Genomic DNA, 17665 nt, shown 5'->3' with positions numbered 1-17665 from the left:
GGAACTTGTCGAGACGCTGCGTTTCATTGAAGAGGATGAGGTGGCCCGGGATTTCGCGCGCATACAAGAGGTCTTCCAGACATCCCTTGAACTGGTCGAGGTCAAACAGGAGCGCTTTAACCGGATCATCTCATCCATCGCGCTGGAGCTATAGCACAACAACTATCTGCATCCCCTAAAACCCCCGAAAGCCCTGCGACTACGAAGGTCCGCAGGGCTTTCCTCTCTCATAACTGTAAAACTCGGGTTATAACACAGGGACCAAGGCGTTCATGGGGCGTCAGTCCTCTATGCCGCCCGCTGGCGGGCGCCCTCAAAGGGAGAAAAGTCCCTGCTCTTTGCCGGGTTTCCTGGCTGATTTGCTATCCCTGGACGGGAAGATCCCCAGCAGCGCGAACAAGATCGCCAGGAGGGGGCTTACCCAATTGTAGACTGCCCAGGGCGTATACGCCCCTGCCTCCACTCCCAGAAGGGCCGCCATCACAATCCCGGTCATGCTCCAGGGAACAAGAGCGGCAGTCGGGGGCCCTGTGTCGGCCAGGGAACGCGACAGGTCTTCGGGTTCCATATCTGTTTTGGCCATGGGTGTCCGCGCAAACCGGGCGGGAAGCACGATTGACAAATAATGATCCGGGGAAGCCAGATTGACAAAGATGCTGCTGAGGACCGCCAAAACACCCAGGGTCCGCTTGGTGCTGGCTGCCCCGACAAAGGCCTTGGGCAGGGCCTCCAGCAGCCCTGAAGTCTTCATAACCCCGCCAAATACAAAGGCGCAGAGAATAAGCCCCACGACCCACCATTGATCCTGAACCCCTCCCTTGTCCAGAATCGCCCAGTAGGTTTGCCCCTGGCTTCCCAGCGACTCCATCAATGCCGGAGAGCCCGATCCGGCCACTGACATGAGGGTCCGTGCCGGCTCTTGCTGGTAAAAAACAATCAGGATGGAACCTGTCAGAACCCCCAGGGAAAAGACGGGAACGGCAGAGACGCGCAGCGTGAGAAGGATGATGAAAAGAACTGGAAAGAATAGAAGCAGGGGATTGATGGAAAATAGACGCGCCAGGTCAGCCAGGAAAATCTCTTTTCCGCCAGAGGCCGATCGCCATTGAGGTTCAAAAGAAATGAGGGAGGCAAGGACAGCCACCAGAGCGGGAATGGCTGTCACCAGGGAATGCTTGATGTGGTCGGCCAGCCGGGCACCCGTGACTGAGACAGACAGGTAATTGGACAATGACAGGGGCGATAACCGGCTGCCCCAAAAGGCACCTGAAAGAATTATCCCCGCTGCCATGGCCTGGGGCTGCCCAAGGAGAGCGGCTATGGTCATAAAAGAGGGGCCCAGCATGCCCACACTGACCCAGGAAGACCCGGTGGCGAAGGAAACAAGGGCAAACAGGCCTAGGGTAATGTAGGGGAAGAGGGACGGAGTCAGGAATTTTCCTCCATAATAGACAAGGGTGGGCAGGATGCCCGATCGCAGCCAGAAACCATTGAGGAGGATGGCCAGCAGGAAGAAGATAATGCCCCGGAAACCTGCGTAGGAGGAATCCAGGATACCTTCCTCAATCATCCTCCAGGAAGTGCGGCAGCAGGCCAGAGCAAGCATGGCAGCCAAGATGGCAGCCGCGATCAGAGCGTAATGAGGGTCATATCCCCGGATGTCGACAAGATAATGCAGAAATCCAATAAGTCCAAATAGGGGGACGAGGGCGATCACAAAGGTCGGCGGCCGTCCCTTCTTTTTCTCCGCATGCGGCTCCATGGTTTCTCTCCTTGCCAATGCTGAAGCGCCTGAACAGGATCGATCGGCGGATTCAGCATCATTCATCGATGTAACGTTTCAGCAGATTCCTGGCTGAACTGGAAAGCAGCAGCGTATCCAAATCCAGGTCAGTTCCTTGCGCATTCACTTCGATCTCCTCTTTTTCCACGATCCTTCCGGCCGGCGTTTTTTTTGGCTTTTCACCGGACCTTCGGGGCCACCGGACTTTCTCTTTTACTTTTTTCGATTTTTCAGATCCAACTGTTTTGTCGCTTATCTTTGGCTCGTCGGCTTTTTTTGCTTTTGCAGGCCTGTCCGCTTTTTGAGCCCGGTTTTTCGTTTTATCAGGCTTCTTGGTTTTTTCAGGCTTCTTCTCTTTTTCGACTTTCCTGATTTTTTCGGGCTTCTTTTCTCTTTCAGCTTTCTCAATCTTTTCAGGCTTCTTCTCTTTTTCGACTTCCTTGATTCTTTCAGGCTTCTTCTCTTTTTCAGCTCTCTTGATTTTTTCGGGCTTCTTTTCTTTTTCGGCTTTCCTGGTTTTTTCGGGCCGTTTCGCCTTTTCAGTTTTTACTCGATCGGCTTTCCCCGCTTGATCGGTTTTTACAGTTTTGGGAGAAGCTGCGGGTTTTGGAGCGGAGACCGGCTCCGACACCGGCGGCTCTTCCGCCGCTTCCAAAAGTCTCTCAACTTCCCAGGCTTCCAAACGTTTGTCGAGGTTCGAGATGATGATGTCTTCCAAAATGGAGAATCCCTCATCACAGCGGATCAGAACTCTTTCATCCGCCATTTGAACGTAGACAACCAGCAGCAGGCCTGACCGTCTGCTGAATAGAAAATCGTCAACTGTCCCCAACAGGTTGCCTGTCCGGCTGATTACTTTCATGCCAAGGAGGTTGACCTTACCCGAAGATAAGGGTAATGGGCTATCTTCCGCCAGAAACAGGGGTTGGCCGCCAATCCCGCGCACCCTGATCAGATCGGTTTCCACCCGGTCCAGCCGGTCAAGGGGCAGCTTGAGCCTTTCCCGCCCTCCCGGATCTTCATCCCGGCTGACCGCAAGGTAGCTGACCGCGGCGCGCGGGCGGTCAACCATAAGGTCCGTCACCCTGTACCCCATCTGCCCGGCTTCGGAGACCATGGGCTTCCCCGCTAAATCAGATGCTTTCAGCACATGCTGCCTCCTTCCCGCATGCTTGATCCGTGCATGACAACGACGGGAACCGCCCAAGGGCGCGCTCCCCGATTTCGCAATCATTATTTGGCTTTATACTACCCCAAAATATGCATGGGGAATCAAACACTTTGTCCAAAGCAACGCCGTTTTATATGCCGGCGATTAAAAAATCAATCAGACAGCGGTAGACCGGCTGCCAGAAAAGATTGGTAAGGAATGTCGCAATTACCATGCAGGGGGCAAAGTAGAGGACTGAATTGAAATCCGTCCGATGGATTCTGCTTGCCAGATAGCGGATGAGGAGCCAGGCAGCGGCCACAAAGAAGGCAAAAAAACCAATGAAAATGGTTAATTGCCAGCCGACAAAAGTACCGATGGCCATGAGGAGAAAGATGTCACCCTGACCCAGCGCTTCCTTTCGCATAATGAAACGGGCCAGCAGGTAAATGCCGCCATAAAAAGAAAGGCCGGCCACCCCTCCCCAAAGCAGGTCAATAAATGATTTGCCGGGAATCAAAGGCGTAAAGGCAAGGCTCACACCGGCCATAATGATCCAGAAAACGTCGTAGACATAACCTTCGCGGAAATCGATGACAGCCAGGATCAGCATGAGCGACCACATGATAAAGTAGTAGGCCGCCTCAAAAGATATGCCCCAAAGCACCAGTGCCAGGACAAGAAGGCCGCCGGTGACCAATTCAAGCAGGGGATAAAAAAAGGAATAGCGTTCATGGCAGTAGCGGCAGCGCCCCCGCCAAACGACAAAGCTGACCAGGGGGATCAAGTCCCAGAACTTCAAGACAGCCCCGCAGCGCAAACATTTGGACCTGCCCCGGACAAAGCTCATGCCTGCCGGAATACGGTCGATGAGGACCCCATAAAAGCTTCCTAAAACAGATCCCAGGACAAAGGCAAATAGATAGACCATTTACTCCACAAACAAGGGCAGGGTTTCCAAAAGGAGAGGCGCGCCGGACGCGATCTCTTCCGCCATTTCCCTCGTAATTACGGTGCCGGCCTGCAGTGTCGTCTGCTCCCCGCCGATATCAATTGCCAGAGTCCGCCCAAGACTTTTGTTGACCAGGGAGTCAATTTTGGCCTGCCGGGGGTCAATGTCAGGCAATTCGGGTTCTTGCGCCGGATCTTCCACGGTGTCGATTTCCAGCTCCGCCATGTCTGCATCCGGTTCTTCAGGCACGGACAAAACAACCGGAGCGGTCAAGGCTCCGAGAAGAGGCTTCCGGGGTGTCTCCGTCAGATCGCGCGAAAGCTTCATCACAGGAACCGGAATTGCCGGCCTGGCCACCGGATCGAAGTCCATGGCCGCGATTTCAACTTCAATCTCCGGATGAGGCGGAGCTTCGGGGGTGTCAGCTGCAACAGGGACAGAAACCTCCGGTGAAGCGGGATCTTCCAATGCGCCGGGGGCCAAAATGATGAAATCATCGCCAAGCGTGCGAACCTGCTCAGGAGCGATTGAAAATTCGGTCTTTTCGTCCGTTGCCACAAGCATGATCTCACGGATCTCAAAGGACTCCAGGTCAATTGTGCAGTTGACCAGTTTGCCGGCAGGCTCGCCCAATATGGAAATGACAGGGCGGCCGGGAACCAGGCCTTCGCCTTCCTCGCCCGGAACAAGGAGTGCGTTCTCGTCCAGATCGACAACGGCCGCTGCAGATCCCAGGCCCAGGATGCGGCTCGGCTCAACCAGGATTGAAGATCCGTCATCGCGCCTGACCAGTAAACCCTTGATCACACAATCACATGCGGCCAAAAAAGTTCTTGCTCCGCCGACCCTGGAGCCGGTCGAGAGATCGACCACCGGCAGTCCCTGTATGTCAGAGCAGTTGATAAGCATCGTTTTCCCTTCTTTCAAGTCAAGCGCGTGGCCGGATCCATGTGAACATGGCCGTCCTTGTAGGATAGATCATGCCTCACCTCGATGGAGACAGCCGTTCCGTGTGCCAGCGTGGTCACGCTCTCGATTACTCCCGTGTCCGGGTCAAAGGTAAAATCGACCAGCTGACCAATCCGCTGATTAGCTGCGTAGAGGTCCAGGCCGATGATGGAAACTGACTCTGAAAAGAGCATTTCAAAAAGTTCCCTGCTGGTGATCTTGCGCACCAGACCCTGATCTGCAATGATCAGGGCATAATCTCCCTTGCCCGACAGATCCTCAAAACGCAGGATGTTGACCTCAAAGCCTTCATCCGGCGCAAGGCCGTTCCGGCCTATCAAGAGGAAATTGACCCGCTGCTCCTTGAAGTCAACCAGCAGGGCCTCAACTTCCCCGATTTTGATGCTTCTTTTCAATTCATACAAGGGCTTGTTAAGGATCTCCCTCGCGTTCATACCTGTCCTCCCTTTCGAACTGCAACCGGCATCAGCTATTGCCCTTCGCCTTTAATCAAGATCCTCTTCTTCCGGCTCGGAAGTCTCCACCGGTACAGGTTCGGTTTCCTCCGGTTCGACATACCGGTCGGGATAATTAAAAGGATCTGCCTTTTTGTGCCTGTTTTCAAGGTTGTCCTCCAGAAGGTCCGGCACAGGTGTCGGGTAGTAGGTTTCCACCATTTCGAGGGCAGGAAGGAAAATCCGGATGGTTCCCTCCACACCCTCGCCGGAACCCGACAGCGTCAAATTTTCGATGCCGATCCGCTTGGCATGCTGGCTGATCAGGCGGATGAAGTCCATCATGGCGGGATATTCAGACCGGAAGCGAATGGAGGCGGAAATCATTTTGAGCGGGGGCGCCGTCCAGCCATCGACCAGGCCGGGGCCTTGCGTTGAGCTGCCTGAGGGCTTTTCACCGGTATCTTTGCCGGCCGTTTTTTCCTGGGTCTTTTCATTTCCCGTTCCGGGCAGGCCCGATACCAGGCCTTCCGCCTCATCAGCAGGAGGCGGCTGTGTCTGCCCCAGTCCCGCCTCTGCCTGTTTTTGCTTGTAATAGTTCTCCAGGCTGCTCTTCAGGCGGCCGGTGCCGCCTTCATCCAATGACAGCTCGTAGGCGTCAATCCCCGATTCCTTCACAAGCTCCCGGACCAGGAGCAGGACATCTTCCTGTCCCAGCCCCGTGCCGAAGTAATCCTCAAGATTGGCTGCCAGGTAGGCCTCCAGAACCCCGGTTTCTTCCTGAAGTTCAGACAGCCGGGCTGCCGCTTTTTCCCTGGAAGTCAATTGTGACCGCAAAACGGACAGCCTGCCTTCCTGATCTTCAATCTTTGCCTTGAAGCGGGGCAGGATCAGAAGCATGTAGACAAAGAGAATGATGGCGACAAGGCTTCCAACAATGAGTATCCGCTCACGTTTTGACAATGAAATTTTCATCCTCTTCACCTACCGCCCGGTTTCATCCGCGTATTCCACGGGTACGAATTCAATCTGGAAAACATGTGTGCCGTCGTCAGACGCCGAAGCCCGGGAGATCATACTGACATTGAAGTCCTTGTATTCCTCCGAGTCCCGCAGGTTGTAGACCAGCTGGGCCACACTGGCCAAGGCATCACTTTCGACCAAGCCTCTGAGACTGAGCTGACGGCCGGTGTAGTTCAGGCTCTCCAGGAAACTGTCGTCCACCAGGCGGTCGATGATGGTCTCCAGCTTGTCGTAGTCAAAGACCGTGTCATAATCGACGACCGCCTTCATGGCCCCGACAGTGAAACCGTCAAAACGCAGCCCGGCCAGTTTGGCTTCTGCGGCTCCGACTTCCTGAGCGATTTCCATCAGCTGCGGGTCATTGAGCCGGGCCTCCAGACTGGCCACCTCTCCTTTGAGGGCATTCAGGCTGATGACCATCTTCAAAACGTTGATGGCGACAAGGCCAAGGACGACCAGGACAACAATAAAACCCAGGAGGCGCGGCCAGTTGGTTTTGCCTTTACCCTTATGGTAGGGCTGGAAATAGTTGAAATCGTGCATGGCCACCCCCTACTTGGATATGAGTCCGATCAGGTTGACGAAGCGATACAGTTCGGAGCCCAGCCGGTCAGACCGCTTCGATGCGTTCCACGAGCTGATGGATTCGATCACCTGGATGTCGGACCGGATGCGGTGCCGCAGCATGTCGGCTGTCCCCGGATAGGTAAAGCCGTCCCCATAAGCCAGAATCTGGTTGATCCGGTCCTGGCGGCCGCCGAACATGAGCAGAACCCGGTGGATGCCATCGATCCAGTTGATCAGCTCAACCTGATAGCTTTGCATGATGGCCGCGACATCTTCCGTTCCGGCCGGTATGGAATCGTCAGCCGGCGAAAACCGGGAATCACCCGGATGATCTTCGCTCAGCTGATCGGGGGAATGGGACAGGATAAGATCTTCGATCTCATCGGGCTGGAGATGGAAGCGGTCCGCCAGGGTATCGAAGATGCCGAGGATCCCCTGCGTCGCGATATGATTGTAGCGGAAATAACCATTCTCGTAGATGTTGACCTCCACCTGTTCCTGGCCCATCTCGATGAAACAAACGGTCTGGTAATCCCCCAGATCAATCTCCTCATTGACGGTCACGCCCTCGAGGAGCAGGCTTTGCAGGACATTGGTCTTGGTATCCAGGACATAGGGCTCCACCGACAGCTCTTCACAGAAGCCAACATACGATTCCACGATTTGTTTGGGGATGGCGCTGACAAAGACATCCAGGATCGGAACCCCCCTCGCGTCTTCGGATTCTTCTATCTTTGAAAACTGGACAATGTAGGCGTCCATATCGAAACCCAGGTATTCTCCCAGGCGATATTTCACAAGTCCCGGCAGGTCCGAGTCATCGACGACATTGAGAGTCAGGCGCCTTTTAATCACATCGGGATGATCCATCACGAACATGATTTTTTTAGACTTGGTCCGGGTAAAAACCTCATGCTTGAAGGCAGTCTTCAGCTTCTCCCAGTCGGTAATGACGTATTGGTCAACGCTGCCCTCCGGCGTATCGACCATGAGGACCCGGTTGGCCGTCACATTCTTGCGGCGGCTTGGCCCCTGAAGGACCTTGATGGTCCGCTCACCGAGCTCGACTGCCAGGACCTCCGTACTTTTTCTTGACGCTTTTGCCATGCTCTTCTCCTGATCAGTTGTCCGCCCGATTCTTATCGAGCATGTATCGCTCGACCCTGGAAAAATTCAGCTCGTCCAGAGCTGTGTAGACCAGGACCTCAGTTAACTGGATGTCACCGGTTCCGCCCATCTGCATGCTGCTGACTGTTTGAGCCATTGAAATATCGCTGTGCTCCAACTCCCCGGCATCGATCCCATCGACGCGCAGGAAGTGCAGGAAGTGACCCTCCTCATCTCTCGTGACAGCAAAACTGACCGTGTACATGGTGTTTTCAAGCAGTGGCTCAGACTCATAAACCGATTGCAGGCCATCCGTTGTTAACAACCGCATCAGAACCTTGCCGTCCTCAATACGGACTTCACATCGGGTGACTGTTGAACCCTTCCCTTGTTTTTGCAAAAACAGGAGGGCGTCCAAATCTTCCTCGTAAAAGATATTCATGAATAAGGTCACATTGTTGGCGGCGCCAAGAGTAACATGGGCATTTTTCAAGCGGAGAATTTTCTGGTTGCGCTCCAGTTTACCGTCATCCAGCTCCATGATTTCCTTGGAAACACTTTTGACCGAATCGGAGCCATCATTTGAAATCATGATGTTGGCTGGCCGCGTATTGCTCCCGCCATTGTACATGTCCTGAACTTTGTCGACATTCACAATCTCACCCAATTCCAGATTGTTGCCATCAGATTTGCCAAAGAAATTCATGTCAAAATGGTGTTTAAGACCGGATAGGACGGGAACGCCCATGACATAAATATAGTCGGATTGATTCCCCAGACCGGTGATGCCGTAGTGGCCGACAGGTTGAACATGGTAGACCAGATGCCGGCCCAGATAGGCCCCGGTCACCGTAAGCCGGTCGCCGACAATCTTGGTACCCGTGAAATGATTGGGATAGGTAGGGTAAAGATCTTCTGTAGAGGTGACCCCTCCGCCGTAACTGAACATCTGGGGAATGCTGAAGTCCCGTTGAACCATCCTGTCTTGGTTGAGGTTCCAGCCTATCAGATAAGGTTCGGCAACAAACCATTGGGTATACCAGAGGGACAGGTCGTCTGTCGGGCCTGAAATGGTGTAATCCATGGGCCCGGTCATTTCATTCAGATAGAGATAAGGTTTCCCCTTGTTGGTGACAACGTCGACATTGGGCAGCAGGAGTTCCAGTGCTCTGTCCTGAATCACAAAAGTCTTCAGGTGCTTGGCTGTCCCTTCCATGACTTCGGATACCAGGTAGCCTTCCACCGTCTTGCCGAAAAGAGTTCCGTAGGCAACTTCGCCACCTCCGTTATGCTTGACTTCAGTGATGCGCTCCTCCATAGCCTGTTGATTCAGGAAGGATTTTTGACTGTAGTCGCGAAGCCAGAATGAGCTGTCAACCGTTCCTGCGAAGGCAATAATGGTGATCACCAGGATCATGGCAATCAAGACAATGGCGATGGTCACCTCCAGCAAGGTAAAACCCGGTCTTTTAACGAATTTTTTAGGGACCCATGACATACCAAAGTTCCCTCGTGATCTCATCACGGATGGATTTGTAGATGGCGCGCAGTTCATCCGAGCTGGAAGCGTCATAGTAGTTGGAAGCGGGGTTCCCGCCGCCTGTCAGGGTTCCGATGGTATTGCCCATGATTTTGTCGTTACGGAGGGCAGAAAATCCAATCACAAAGACCTTGTCAAGCCGGTCGCCGAAATGGTTATAAACCAGCCTGATATAAGTCTTGGCTCGTGTCGGATCGGGTTCATCGTTATAACCGCCTCCGGTTTGAGCGCCTTGAGGCAAGGTCGGACCAATGGGATAGGCGTCTTCGGGGTAGTCTCTCCCTTTATAGGGATCCTGATATTGCCCACCTCCGCCGCCATGACCATGACCCGGACCTGAACCTTTGCCTTGACCCTTGGTTGGCGCATATTCAGACTTGATGGTGTAGCCATTGGCCGCCCCATCCGTCAGGATGATGGCGTAGTCTTTTTGCTCAAGCAGCGGATCACGGCCGCTTGAGTCAAACATCTTGTGAAAGCCGGTCCGCATGCCGTCCCCCACATTGGTTCCTCCGTCCGCGTTCATGGCGTCAATCGCGTTATCAATGGTCTCCCGATCGCTGACGATGTTGTAAAGCCTCCGAGAAGTATGGCGCGCCTCTGAACCGAAGGGTGACAGGACGATATTGACGAAACCAATGGAGGCAAAATCGTCAATCAATTTATGGGTTTCTTCTTTAAGAATTTCAATCCGCCTGGTACCGGCGCCCCTCCCATCATTGCCGTACATATCCCAGGCCATGCTGCCGGAATTGTCCAGAACCATGGTCAGATTGATTTGCAGGCCCTTGGGAATGGGATCGCTCCTGTGGGCCAGGGCAATTCCCGGTTTCGTCGGTGTCGCCCTGCTGAAGACCATGTTGGATCTGTCCGCGCTGACCCGTGAGTTTAAAGAATAACGGTGGTCACCCCCCGCTGATGATGTACGCTGTTCCAGCCAGCCGGTGACATCAAACGCAACTAATTTATCGTCTGTTTCATTGTCCTTGTCAAAAATAACTTCATATTTCATGCCGGGGGCACCCTGGGTCAGGACACGCTTATCATGTTTCCCCGTATTCTTGTTGTAGATAAACTCGACCAGCTGAGTGCCCGCCTCATTCTGGCCGATGTAGTTCCAGCCCGGAGTAAGCCCCTCGGCCCGGCCTGAATAGTCGTCGGCAGTTACAATAAAAGTGACGGTGGCGTTTTTAATCTGCTGACCCACGTGGGTCGCAACATACTTGACATCGGTTTGAACCGAAAATTCTCTGGAGTTATAGGCGTGGTAGGAAAGGCCATTCGTTAAAAAACCGGTCAGGGTCAAAAGAATGATCCCAACCACCACAATCGTGATAATCAGTTCGACCAGGGTAAAGCCCCTTCGTCTTTTCATATTCGTTTTCATGGTCTTATCCACTCATCCATTTGAGATTAATATCGCTGACGCTGACCAAAATACTGACTGTCTTGGAAGCGTCCGGAAGTGTGGCTGAAGAAATAATCTCAATAAAGTAGTTCTCCAGGATCTGTTCACTTCCCTGCCTGATGAGCCGCATCTTGACTTCCACGTCGTGGCCGTCGAAGACGAGGGTATCGGTCGTGTAAGTACTGGGTGGGTCAATCTTCCGGCTGACACAGTTTTCTGCTACAGTCTTTTGAGCATAAAACATCTCATGGCCGTCCGCCTGAAGGGCGCCGTAGCCCATCTCGGCACCCGCCCGGGCCAGGTAATAAGCCTTGGAGATCTCATATTGGGCCTGGGAGATCTTGGTGTTGGTCTGAAGCAGGTTCATGGCGATCAAAAAGAACACGGAAATGACGACCATTAAGACAACGACCATGGCCAGGACCATGCCCTTGCGTCTGGAACGGTACATCTTCATTCCGTGTTCCTTCCGATCGATCACACGTTTTCCTCAAATGACGATAGCCTGTGAGAGTAACATAAACTCAGCAACGGTCGCTAGGATTCTCCCAAATTGCCAAGCCTAACCACTAATCTCATCCTTATGGCTTTCCTGGTTCTTCTTATGGTGTTACCGCTTCGAATGAATACTCAAGCACTTCATTATCGTCTGAAGTGACCGATTTTAGCATACCGTGTTCGTCGATTGTATGTGGCCTATCAGCCCCCTTTTCACCCCATTTGTCTGTAGTTTCATTGTACTCATATCCCAGTATTGGTTTATGAGTATCCATGAATTCCAAAAGATCATAGATGTCTGGTACTCCCGCATCAGGATCATGAGCATTGGCTGCCCGCCACATGTTGCCGGCACTAACCAGTTGCGCATGCTCCGATCTAATTCTCGAATCCCTTGCCGTCTTGGTGAAGTCACCGAAGCTCAGCAGGGCCACCGCTGCCAGAATGGCAATGATAACGATGACCACCACCAACTCGACCAGGGTGAAACCCTTTCTTTTCTTTTGAAGTCCCTTCATTGTTCTTTTCCTCCTGTTTATTTGGGGTTATATTATTGAACTGTGCTGCTCATCCCGAAGATGGGGAGCATAACAGCTGCAACCAAAAAACCGATGATGGCACCCATGACAACAATCATGACCGGTTCGATGGAGGCCACCAGTCTTTGCATGGCATCCTCCAGTTCTTCATCGTAGAAATCTGCCGTTTTTAACAACATGTCGTCCAGGGCGCCCGATTCCTCTCCCACAGCAATCATGCTGGTCATCATGGAGGGGAAGAGTTTGGATTTTTCCAAAAGCTTGCTGAGACTGCCTCCCTTTCGAAGTTCGGATGTTATCTCCTCCATGGCATCCACGATGATCATGTTGGAGGTAGTCGCTCCCGCCGATACCAAAGATTCGATCAGGGGAACGCCCGAGGCCAGAAGTGTTGACAAAGTCCTTGTGAAGAGGGCGGCGTTGATGCGCACAATGGACTTTTTAATTAGAAAGAAGGACATCTTTCTTTGATCGAAGAAACGCCGTCCTCCCGGGGTCTTATAATACGACCGCAAGGCAATTGTTGCAAGGATGATCAGGGTTAAAAGCAGCCACCAGTATTGGGCCAGGAAACTGCTGATGGCGATGACGATCTTGGTGATCATGGGCAGGGGGACATTATTGCTTTCAAAGATGTCGACAAAGGTCGGTACCACAAAAATCATGATGACAGCCATGGCGATGACGGTAATGATACCCAGGATGGCCGGGTAGATCATGGCGTTCCGCATCTTGTTCTTAACCTTGGCCTCCCGCTCATACTGGACGGCCAGCCTTCCCATGACTTCATCCAGGCGGCCGCTTTTTTCACCGGCCGCGGTCAGGCTGACCATGAGCTCAGGGAAGACTTTGGGGTACTTCTTCATGGCTTCGGACAGCGAAGAGCCTTTCAGGATGGCGATATTGACTTCCTTGATTATTTCGGCGAATTGTTTGCTTTCCGTCTGCTCGGCCAGGATATCGAGGGAGCTGTGAAGCGATAAACCTGCGTTCAGCATGGTTTCAAGCTGCTTACAGAAAATTTTCAGGTGATCCAGCTTGACCTTCTGACGCGTCAGGGAACCGCCCACCTTGCGTGAGGTCTGGGCCTTTTCCTCGACCTTGATGGGCGTGTGACCCAGGGCCCGGATCTTGGCCAGGGCCTCGGATTCGCTCTTGGCTGTCATCTCACCTGCTTGAACAGTGCCCTCTGATGTCAGCGCTCTGTAAGTAAAGAGAGTTTCCACTTAGCCGTTCCTCACTTGCATGCCGATTTCCCGGCTGATGGCTGTCCGGTCGACCGAGTACTGAAGGGCGGTATCCTTGGAGATCAGACCCCTGCGGTAGAGATTGACCAGGGCGCGGTCCATGGTGATCATCTTCTGGGCGGCGCTGCCTTCCTGGATGGAAAGAATCTGATGGGTCTTGCCCTCCCGGATGACGTTGCGGACCGCCGGCGTTCCCAGCATAACCTCAATGGCGGGGATCATCTCATTGCCTGAAATGGACGCCATCAGCTGCTGGGAGACAACGGCCTCGATGACATTGGACAGCTGGGTGCGGACCTGGGCCTGCTGATGGGCGGGAAAGACGTCAATGATCCGGTCCATGGAATTGGCTGCTCCAACCGTATGAAGGGTGGAGAGAACCACATGCCCCGTCTCGGCCGCCGTCAGGGCAACCGAAATCGTATCCAGGTCGCGCATCTCGCCGACCAGGATGATGTCGGGGTCCTGCCTCAGGGATGCCCGCAGGGCGTTGGCAAAGGAGCGCGTGTGGGCGCCCAGTTCCCGCTGGCTGATCATGGACTCCTGTTCCTTGTAGAGGTATTCAATCGGATCCTCGATGGTGACAATATTCTCCTTGCGCCGCGCGTTGATGTAGTTGATCATGGCGGCCAGGGTCGTTGTCTTGCCGGAACCGGTCGGTCCCGTCACCAGGATGAGACCGCGTTTTTTCTCGCAGAGATCTTTTAGGACTTCCGGCAGATTGAGGTCCTCCATGGACGGAATTTCCATGGGGATCATGCGGAGGGCCAGGGTGTAGCCGTCCTTCTGGGCAAAAAGGTTGGCCCGGAAACGCCTGTCCCGGTAGCCGAGCGACGCATCCACCTCGCCCTTGTCCCGCAGCTCATCAAGCTTGTAGTCGGTCAGGAAGGATTTGCCAAAATCCAGGATTTCCTCACTTGTCAGGAAAAAATCCTTGAGCGGGTTCAAGATGGTATTGACCCGGATTCTGGGGGAACGCTCCGGCCTCAAGTGGATATCCGAGGCGCCCGCGGCAATGGCCCGGTCCAGGATGGGGATGACGGGGCCGGCGTGGCCGTTGACTGACTTTTCCATTTCCCTGTGATTCATGCCTTAATCGTCCTCTGCCTGGGTGACCCTGATCAGCTGGTCAATGGTCGTTTTGCCGTTCAGGACCAATTCCGCGCACGACTGGTGAAGGGTATGCATGCCATCCTTCATGGCGGCATCCTTGACCTCGTCGACCGACTTGTTCTGAGTGATCATATCCCTGATATGCCGGTTCATGACCAGCACCTCGTGAATGGCCGTCCGGCCCTGATAACCGGTCTGGCCGCATTCATTGCAGCCCTTATGGCGGTAGATGGTCACAGGCTCCGTAATCCCCAGCAGGGACATCTCGGCCTGACTGGTTTGATAAGGCTGCTTGCAGTGATTGCAAAGTTTTTTTACCAGCCGCTGGGCCACAATGCCCACGACCGCCGTTGAGACCAGGTAGGCGGGAACTTCCATATCGACCAGCCGGGTCAGGGAGCTGACCGTGTCATTGGTGTGCAGGGTGGATAAGACCACGTGGCCGGTGATGGCGGCCCGGAAGGCGATCTGGGCCGTTTCCGTATCCCGGATCTCACCCACCATGACAATGTCGGGGTCCTGCCGCAAAATGGAACGCAGGCCCGAGGCAAAGGTAAGGCCGGCCCGGATATTGACCTGAACCTGATTGATTCCGTCAAGCCGGTACTCGACCGGATCTTCCACGGTAATGATGTTTTTCGTTATTGCGTTCATTTCCGCAAGAACCGCATAAAGCGTTGTCGTCTTGCCGCTCCCCGTCGGGCCTGTCAAGAGGATAATTCCCTCCGGGGCGCTGATAATCTGGTTGAAGCGGTCAATATTGGTCTGGCTGAAACCCAGTTCTTGCTTGGTCATCAGGGTCGAGCTGCGGTCAAGCAGACGGAGGACCACCTTCTCGCCGAAAACAGTCGGCAGGATGGAGATCCGCAGGTCAAGGATTTTGCCGTCCACCGTGGTCTCCACGCGGCCGTCCTGCGGTTTTCTCCGCTCTGAGATATCCATGCCCCCGATCACCTTGATCCGGATCACCATGGAATTGTACATGGCCTTGTTGACCTTCATGATCTCGCGCAGCTCGCCGTCAATCCGGTAACGGATCCGCACATCGTGCTCAAGGGGTTCCAGGTGGATATCACTGGCCCTCATTTTGCTGGCCTGGATAATCACGGTGTTGACAAGGCGCACCACAGGGGAGGCGCTGACGTCCTCACTTTCCGTGAACTCCTTGATGTCCTGCTTCAGATCAGCCGAGTACTCCTCAACGGCCTGGCTGGCCTCATCACTGTAGTCGTAAAAGCGGTTGATCAGATTGATGATGTCCGCCTTCTCGGAAAGAACAACCGATACGCGCTTGCCTGTCGCCAGCTGGACATCGTCAATGGCCATAATATCCCGTGGGTCATGAACAGCGATGGTAATGTCGTTATCTTTGACGGCGATGGGAAAAACGGTGTAGCGTCTGGCGATTGACTCGGGAATCAGCCCGCCAACGGAATCGTCCAGGCGCTGCGTTTTCAGGTCGACCAGGGGGATGCCCATCTGGCTGGCAATCGCCAGATTAAGCTTGCCATTATCGACCATGCCTTCCAGCGCGATAATTTCTTCCAGCTTATCGCTGCTGATGCGATCCTCTGATGACACTTCATTCGCCCCTTCGTACTGGTTAGGTCATGATGTCGTAATACTAACTGTTCGAAAAGTATAACTTATTGTTTATGAGAAATCAACCTATCTGAATATTTATTGCAAAATAGCAGGCATTAAGCCCCTTTACAAGCAGTTACAGTCCCATAACCTTGCAATTTTTTGTGTATATTTGCCTTCGCAAGCTTGAAATCCTGTCCGTCACGGTGAAAAAAATCTGCTACCCGAAATCTTCCTGTTCGGAATACAGCTTAATGATGTAGGAGCATGCTACCATGAAATGGGTGTTTATGCACTGATTTGATCAAAGAAAAGAGGTAAAAGACGTGCGCGCACTGATCCAACGGGTAAGCGAGGCCTCCGTCCATTGCGATAACGGTTTCGAATCGGCCATCGGGCCGGGTTTTCTCATTCTCCTTGGCGTCGGAGCCGGGGATGATGAGGAAAGCTGCGCGCGCCTTTGGCAAAAGATCAACAAACTGAGGATCTTCAAAGATCAGGAGGGAAAAACCAATCTCGATCTGGCAGCCGTGGAGGGGCAGATCATGGTGGTTTCGCAGTTTACTCTGATGGCTGACACGAGGAAGGGAAACCGGCCCAGCTTCACCCGGGCGGCGCCGCCCGGCAGAGGTGAGGAACTTTACCTCTATTTTGTCGAACTGGCAAAACGGGACGTTCCCATTGTCCGGACCGGTTCCTTCGGCGCTGAGATGAAAGTCAGCCTGACCAACGACGGCCCTTTCACCATCTGGCTCGACACCGATCAATTTTAGCGAATCAGGTCTTCGGTTGAAGGCGACAGTGCCGTCATGATCCAGCTGATTGCCGGATGTTTCACGGTCAGAATCTCCCGGGCCCTTTTCATTTCCGCCTGACTCTCGAAGAGCCCGAAACAGGCGGGACCGCTTCCGGTCATGGAGGCTGCGAATGCGCCCGCCCGGCGCAGATCCCGGATGATCAGCGGTATGTCGCTTGCGCGGCCCTCATGAATTTCAAGAAAATCGTTTTGTACCATCACTCCCAGTGCGGGCCGGTCATCCTTCTCGAGTACCTCCACCCACTTCGATAGAGCGGCCGGCTGGCGGTCAGACACCCTTTGACCGGCTCCGGCCTGTCTGCTTTCATCGAGCAGGCTGAAAGCGTTGGCAGTACGGATCTCCAGGGGGGGCAGGGCCAGCAAAAGTGGATAGGCGGGGCTGGCAATGGAAGGGGACATCCGCTCACCCACCCCCTCGCAAAAACGAATACCGCCTTGAAGACAGAAAGGTACATCAGCACCGCAGGCCAAGGCTATGCGCTCAAGGCTGTCCCTGGTAAGCCTTCCGGGGTCAATGCGGAGTGATTGGGCCAAACCCTGCCACCAGCTCCTCCAAAGGAAACGCAAAACCGCCGCGGCATCAGCGCTTCCGCCGCCAAGACCGGCGGCCGTTGGAATCTTTTTTTCAAGGCGGCAAACAAAAATGATGGAGGCCGGATCAATACCGGCCGCCTCAAAAAACAGACGGGCTGCCTTGTGGCACAGGTTTCCCTCACCGGCGGGAAGATTTCCGGCATCGACAGTAATCTCCCAGCTGTGACCCGGCTTGACTGCCCCTTCCAGCGACAGGTGGAGACGATCAGCAAGACCGGTTGTCGCCATCAGGCCGGTGAGCTCGTGGTAGCCGTCCTGCCGGCGAAACAAAACCGTCAAGGACAGATTAACCTTGGCCCGGGCAATTTCGATCGACCGGCAGGGATGAATTGCGATCACA

At 53.9% G+C, this 17665-nt stretch carries 18 protein-coding genes; 2 read left to right on the top strand and 16 right to left on the bottom strand.

Annotated features, from left to right (window positions below; all coding sequences use genetic code 11):
• Window positions 1-154: hypothetical protein (locus GX839_02190; GenBank protein NLB04279.1), on the top strand; the 154-nt coding region annotated here is incomplete at its 5' end.
• Between the two features lie 159 nt (window positions 155-313).
• Here the strand turns inward: GX839_02190 and GX839_02185 are convergent.
• From GX839_02185 to GX839_02115, 15 genes are all read right to left on the bottom strand, one after another.
• Window positions 314-1762, bottom strand: a complete 1449-nt coding sequence (locus GX839_02185) for a hypothetical protein (GenBank protein NLB04278.1) — start codon at window positions 1760-1762, stop codon at window positions 314-316.
• Between the two features lie 58 nt (window positions 1763-1820).
• Window positions 1821-2933, bottom strand: a complete 1113-nt coding sequence (locus GX839_02180; protein ID NLB04277.1) for a hypothetical protein — start codon at window positions 2931-2933, stop codon at window positions 1821-1823.
• A 151-nt stretch (window positions 2934-3084) separates the two neighbouring features.
• Complete coding sequence (locus GX839_02175; GenBank protein NLB04276.1) at window positions 3085-3864, bottom strand: prepilin peptidase; 780 nt, start codon at window positions 3862-3864, stop codon at window positions 3085-3087.
• Window positions 3865-4794 carry a hypothetical protein gene (locus tag GX839_02170; protein ID NLB04275.1) on the bottom strand — a complete coding sequence of 310 codons (930 nt, stop codon included), beginning with the start codon at window positions 4792-4794 and terminating at the stop codon, window positions 3865-3867.
• A 14-nt stretch (window positions 4795-4808) separates the two neighbouring features.
• Window positions 4809-5288: a hypothetical protein gene (locus tag GX839_02165; GenBank protein NLB04274.1), complete on the bottom strand. Its 480-nt coding sequence runs from the start codon at window positions 5286-5288 to the stop codon at window positions 4809-4811.
• Window positions 5289-5339: 51 nt separating this feature from the next.
• Window positions 5340-6263, bottom strand: coding sequence for a type II secretion system protein M (locus GX839_02160; GenBank protein NLB04273.1), 924 nt, complete (start codon window positions 6261-6263; stop codon window positions 5340-5342).
• A 9-nt stretch (window positions 6264-6272) separates the two neighbouring features.
• Window positions 6273-6854, bottom strand: coding sequence for a PilN domain-containing protein (locus GX839_02155; GenBank protein ID NLB04272.1), 582 nt, complete (start codon window positions 6852-6854; stop codon window positions 6273-6275).
• A 9-nt stretch (window positions 6855-6863) separates the two neighbouring features.
• On the bottom strand, window positions 6864-7985 hold the full coding sequence (locus GX839_02150) for a pilus assembly protein PilM (GenBank protein NLB04271.1): 1122 nt from the start codon (window positions 7983-7985) through the stop codon (window positions 6864-6866).
• A 13-nt stretch (window positions 7986-7998) separates the two neighbouring features.
• Complete coding sequence (locus GX839_02145; protein NLB04270.1) at window positions 7999-9483, bottom strand: type II secretion system protein; 1485 nt, start codon at window positions 9481-9483, stop codon at window positions 7999-8001.
• Window positions 9467-10912: a VWA domain-containing protein gene (locus tag GX839_02140; protein NLB04269.1), complete on the bottom strand. Its 1446-nt coding sequence runs from the start codon at window positions 10910-10912 to the stop codon at window positions 9467-9469. The genes GX839_02145 and GX839_02140 overlap by 17 nt, the downstream gene beginning before the upstream one ends.
• Before the next feature lie 4 nt (window positions 10913-10916).
• Window positions 10917-11390 carry a hypothetical protein gene (locus GX839_02135; GenBank protein NLB04268.1) on the bottom strand — a complete coding sequence of 158 codons (474 nt, stop codon included), beginning with the start codon at window positions 11388-11390 and terminating at the stop codon, window positions 10917-10919.
• A 145-nt stretch (window positions 11391-11535) separates the two neighbouring features.
• Window positions 11536-11949, bottom strand: a complete 414-nt coding sequence (locus tag GX839_02130; GenBank protein ID NLB04267.1) for a prepilin-type N-terminal cleavage/methylation domain-containing protein — start codon at window positions 11947-11949, stop codon at window positions 11536-11538.
• Between the two features lie 32 nt (window positions 11950-11981).
• Window positions 11982-13136: a type II secretion system F family protein gene (locus tag GX839_02125; GenBank protein NLB04266.1), complete on the bottom strand. Its 1155-nt coding sequence runs from the start codon at window positions 13134-13136 to the stop codon at window positions 11982-11984.
• Window positions 13137-13196: 60 nt separating this feature from the next.
• Complete coding sequence (locus tag GX839_02120; protein ID NLB04265.1) at window positions 13197-14291, bottom strand: type IV pilus twitching motility protein PilT; 1095 nt, start codon at window positions 14289-14291, stop codon at window positions 13197-13199.
• A gap of 18 nt (window positions 14292-14309) precedes the next feature.
• Window positions 14310-15911: a type II/IV secretion system protein gene (locus tag GX839_02115; GenBank protein NLB04264.1), complete on the bottom strand. Its 1602-nt coding sequence runs from the start codon at window positions 15909-15911 to the stop codon at window positions 14310-14312.
• A gap of 329 nt (window positions 15912-16240) precedes the next feature.
• Between GX839_02115 and GX839_02110 the strand changes: the two genes are divergently transcribed.
• Window positions 16241-16687 carry a D-tyrosyl-tRNA(Tyr) deacylase gene (locus tag GX839_02110; GenBank protein NLB04263.1) on the top strand — a complete coding sequence of 149 codons (447 nt, stop codon included), beginning with the start codon at window positions 16241-16243 and terminating at the stop codon, window positions 16685-16687.
• Here the strand turns inward: GX839_02110 and ispE are convergent.
• Window positions 16684-17664, bottom strand: coding sequence for a 4-(cytidine 5'-diphospho)-2-C-methyl-D-erythritol kinase (ispE, locus tag GX839_02105; GenBank protein NLB04262.1), 981 nt, complete (start codon window positions 17662-17664; stop codon window positions 16684-16686). The two genes, GX839_02110 and ispE, sit on opposite strands and share 4 nt — an antisense overlap.
• Window position 17665 lies beyond the last annotated feature (1 nt).

Source organism: Fastidiosipila sp., assembly GCA_012511175.1.
GTDB lineage: Bacteria > Bacillota > Clostridia > Saccharofermentanales > DTU023 > UBA4923.
This window is presented reverse-complemented; position numbering and strand designations above follow the sequence as displayed.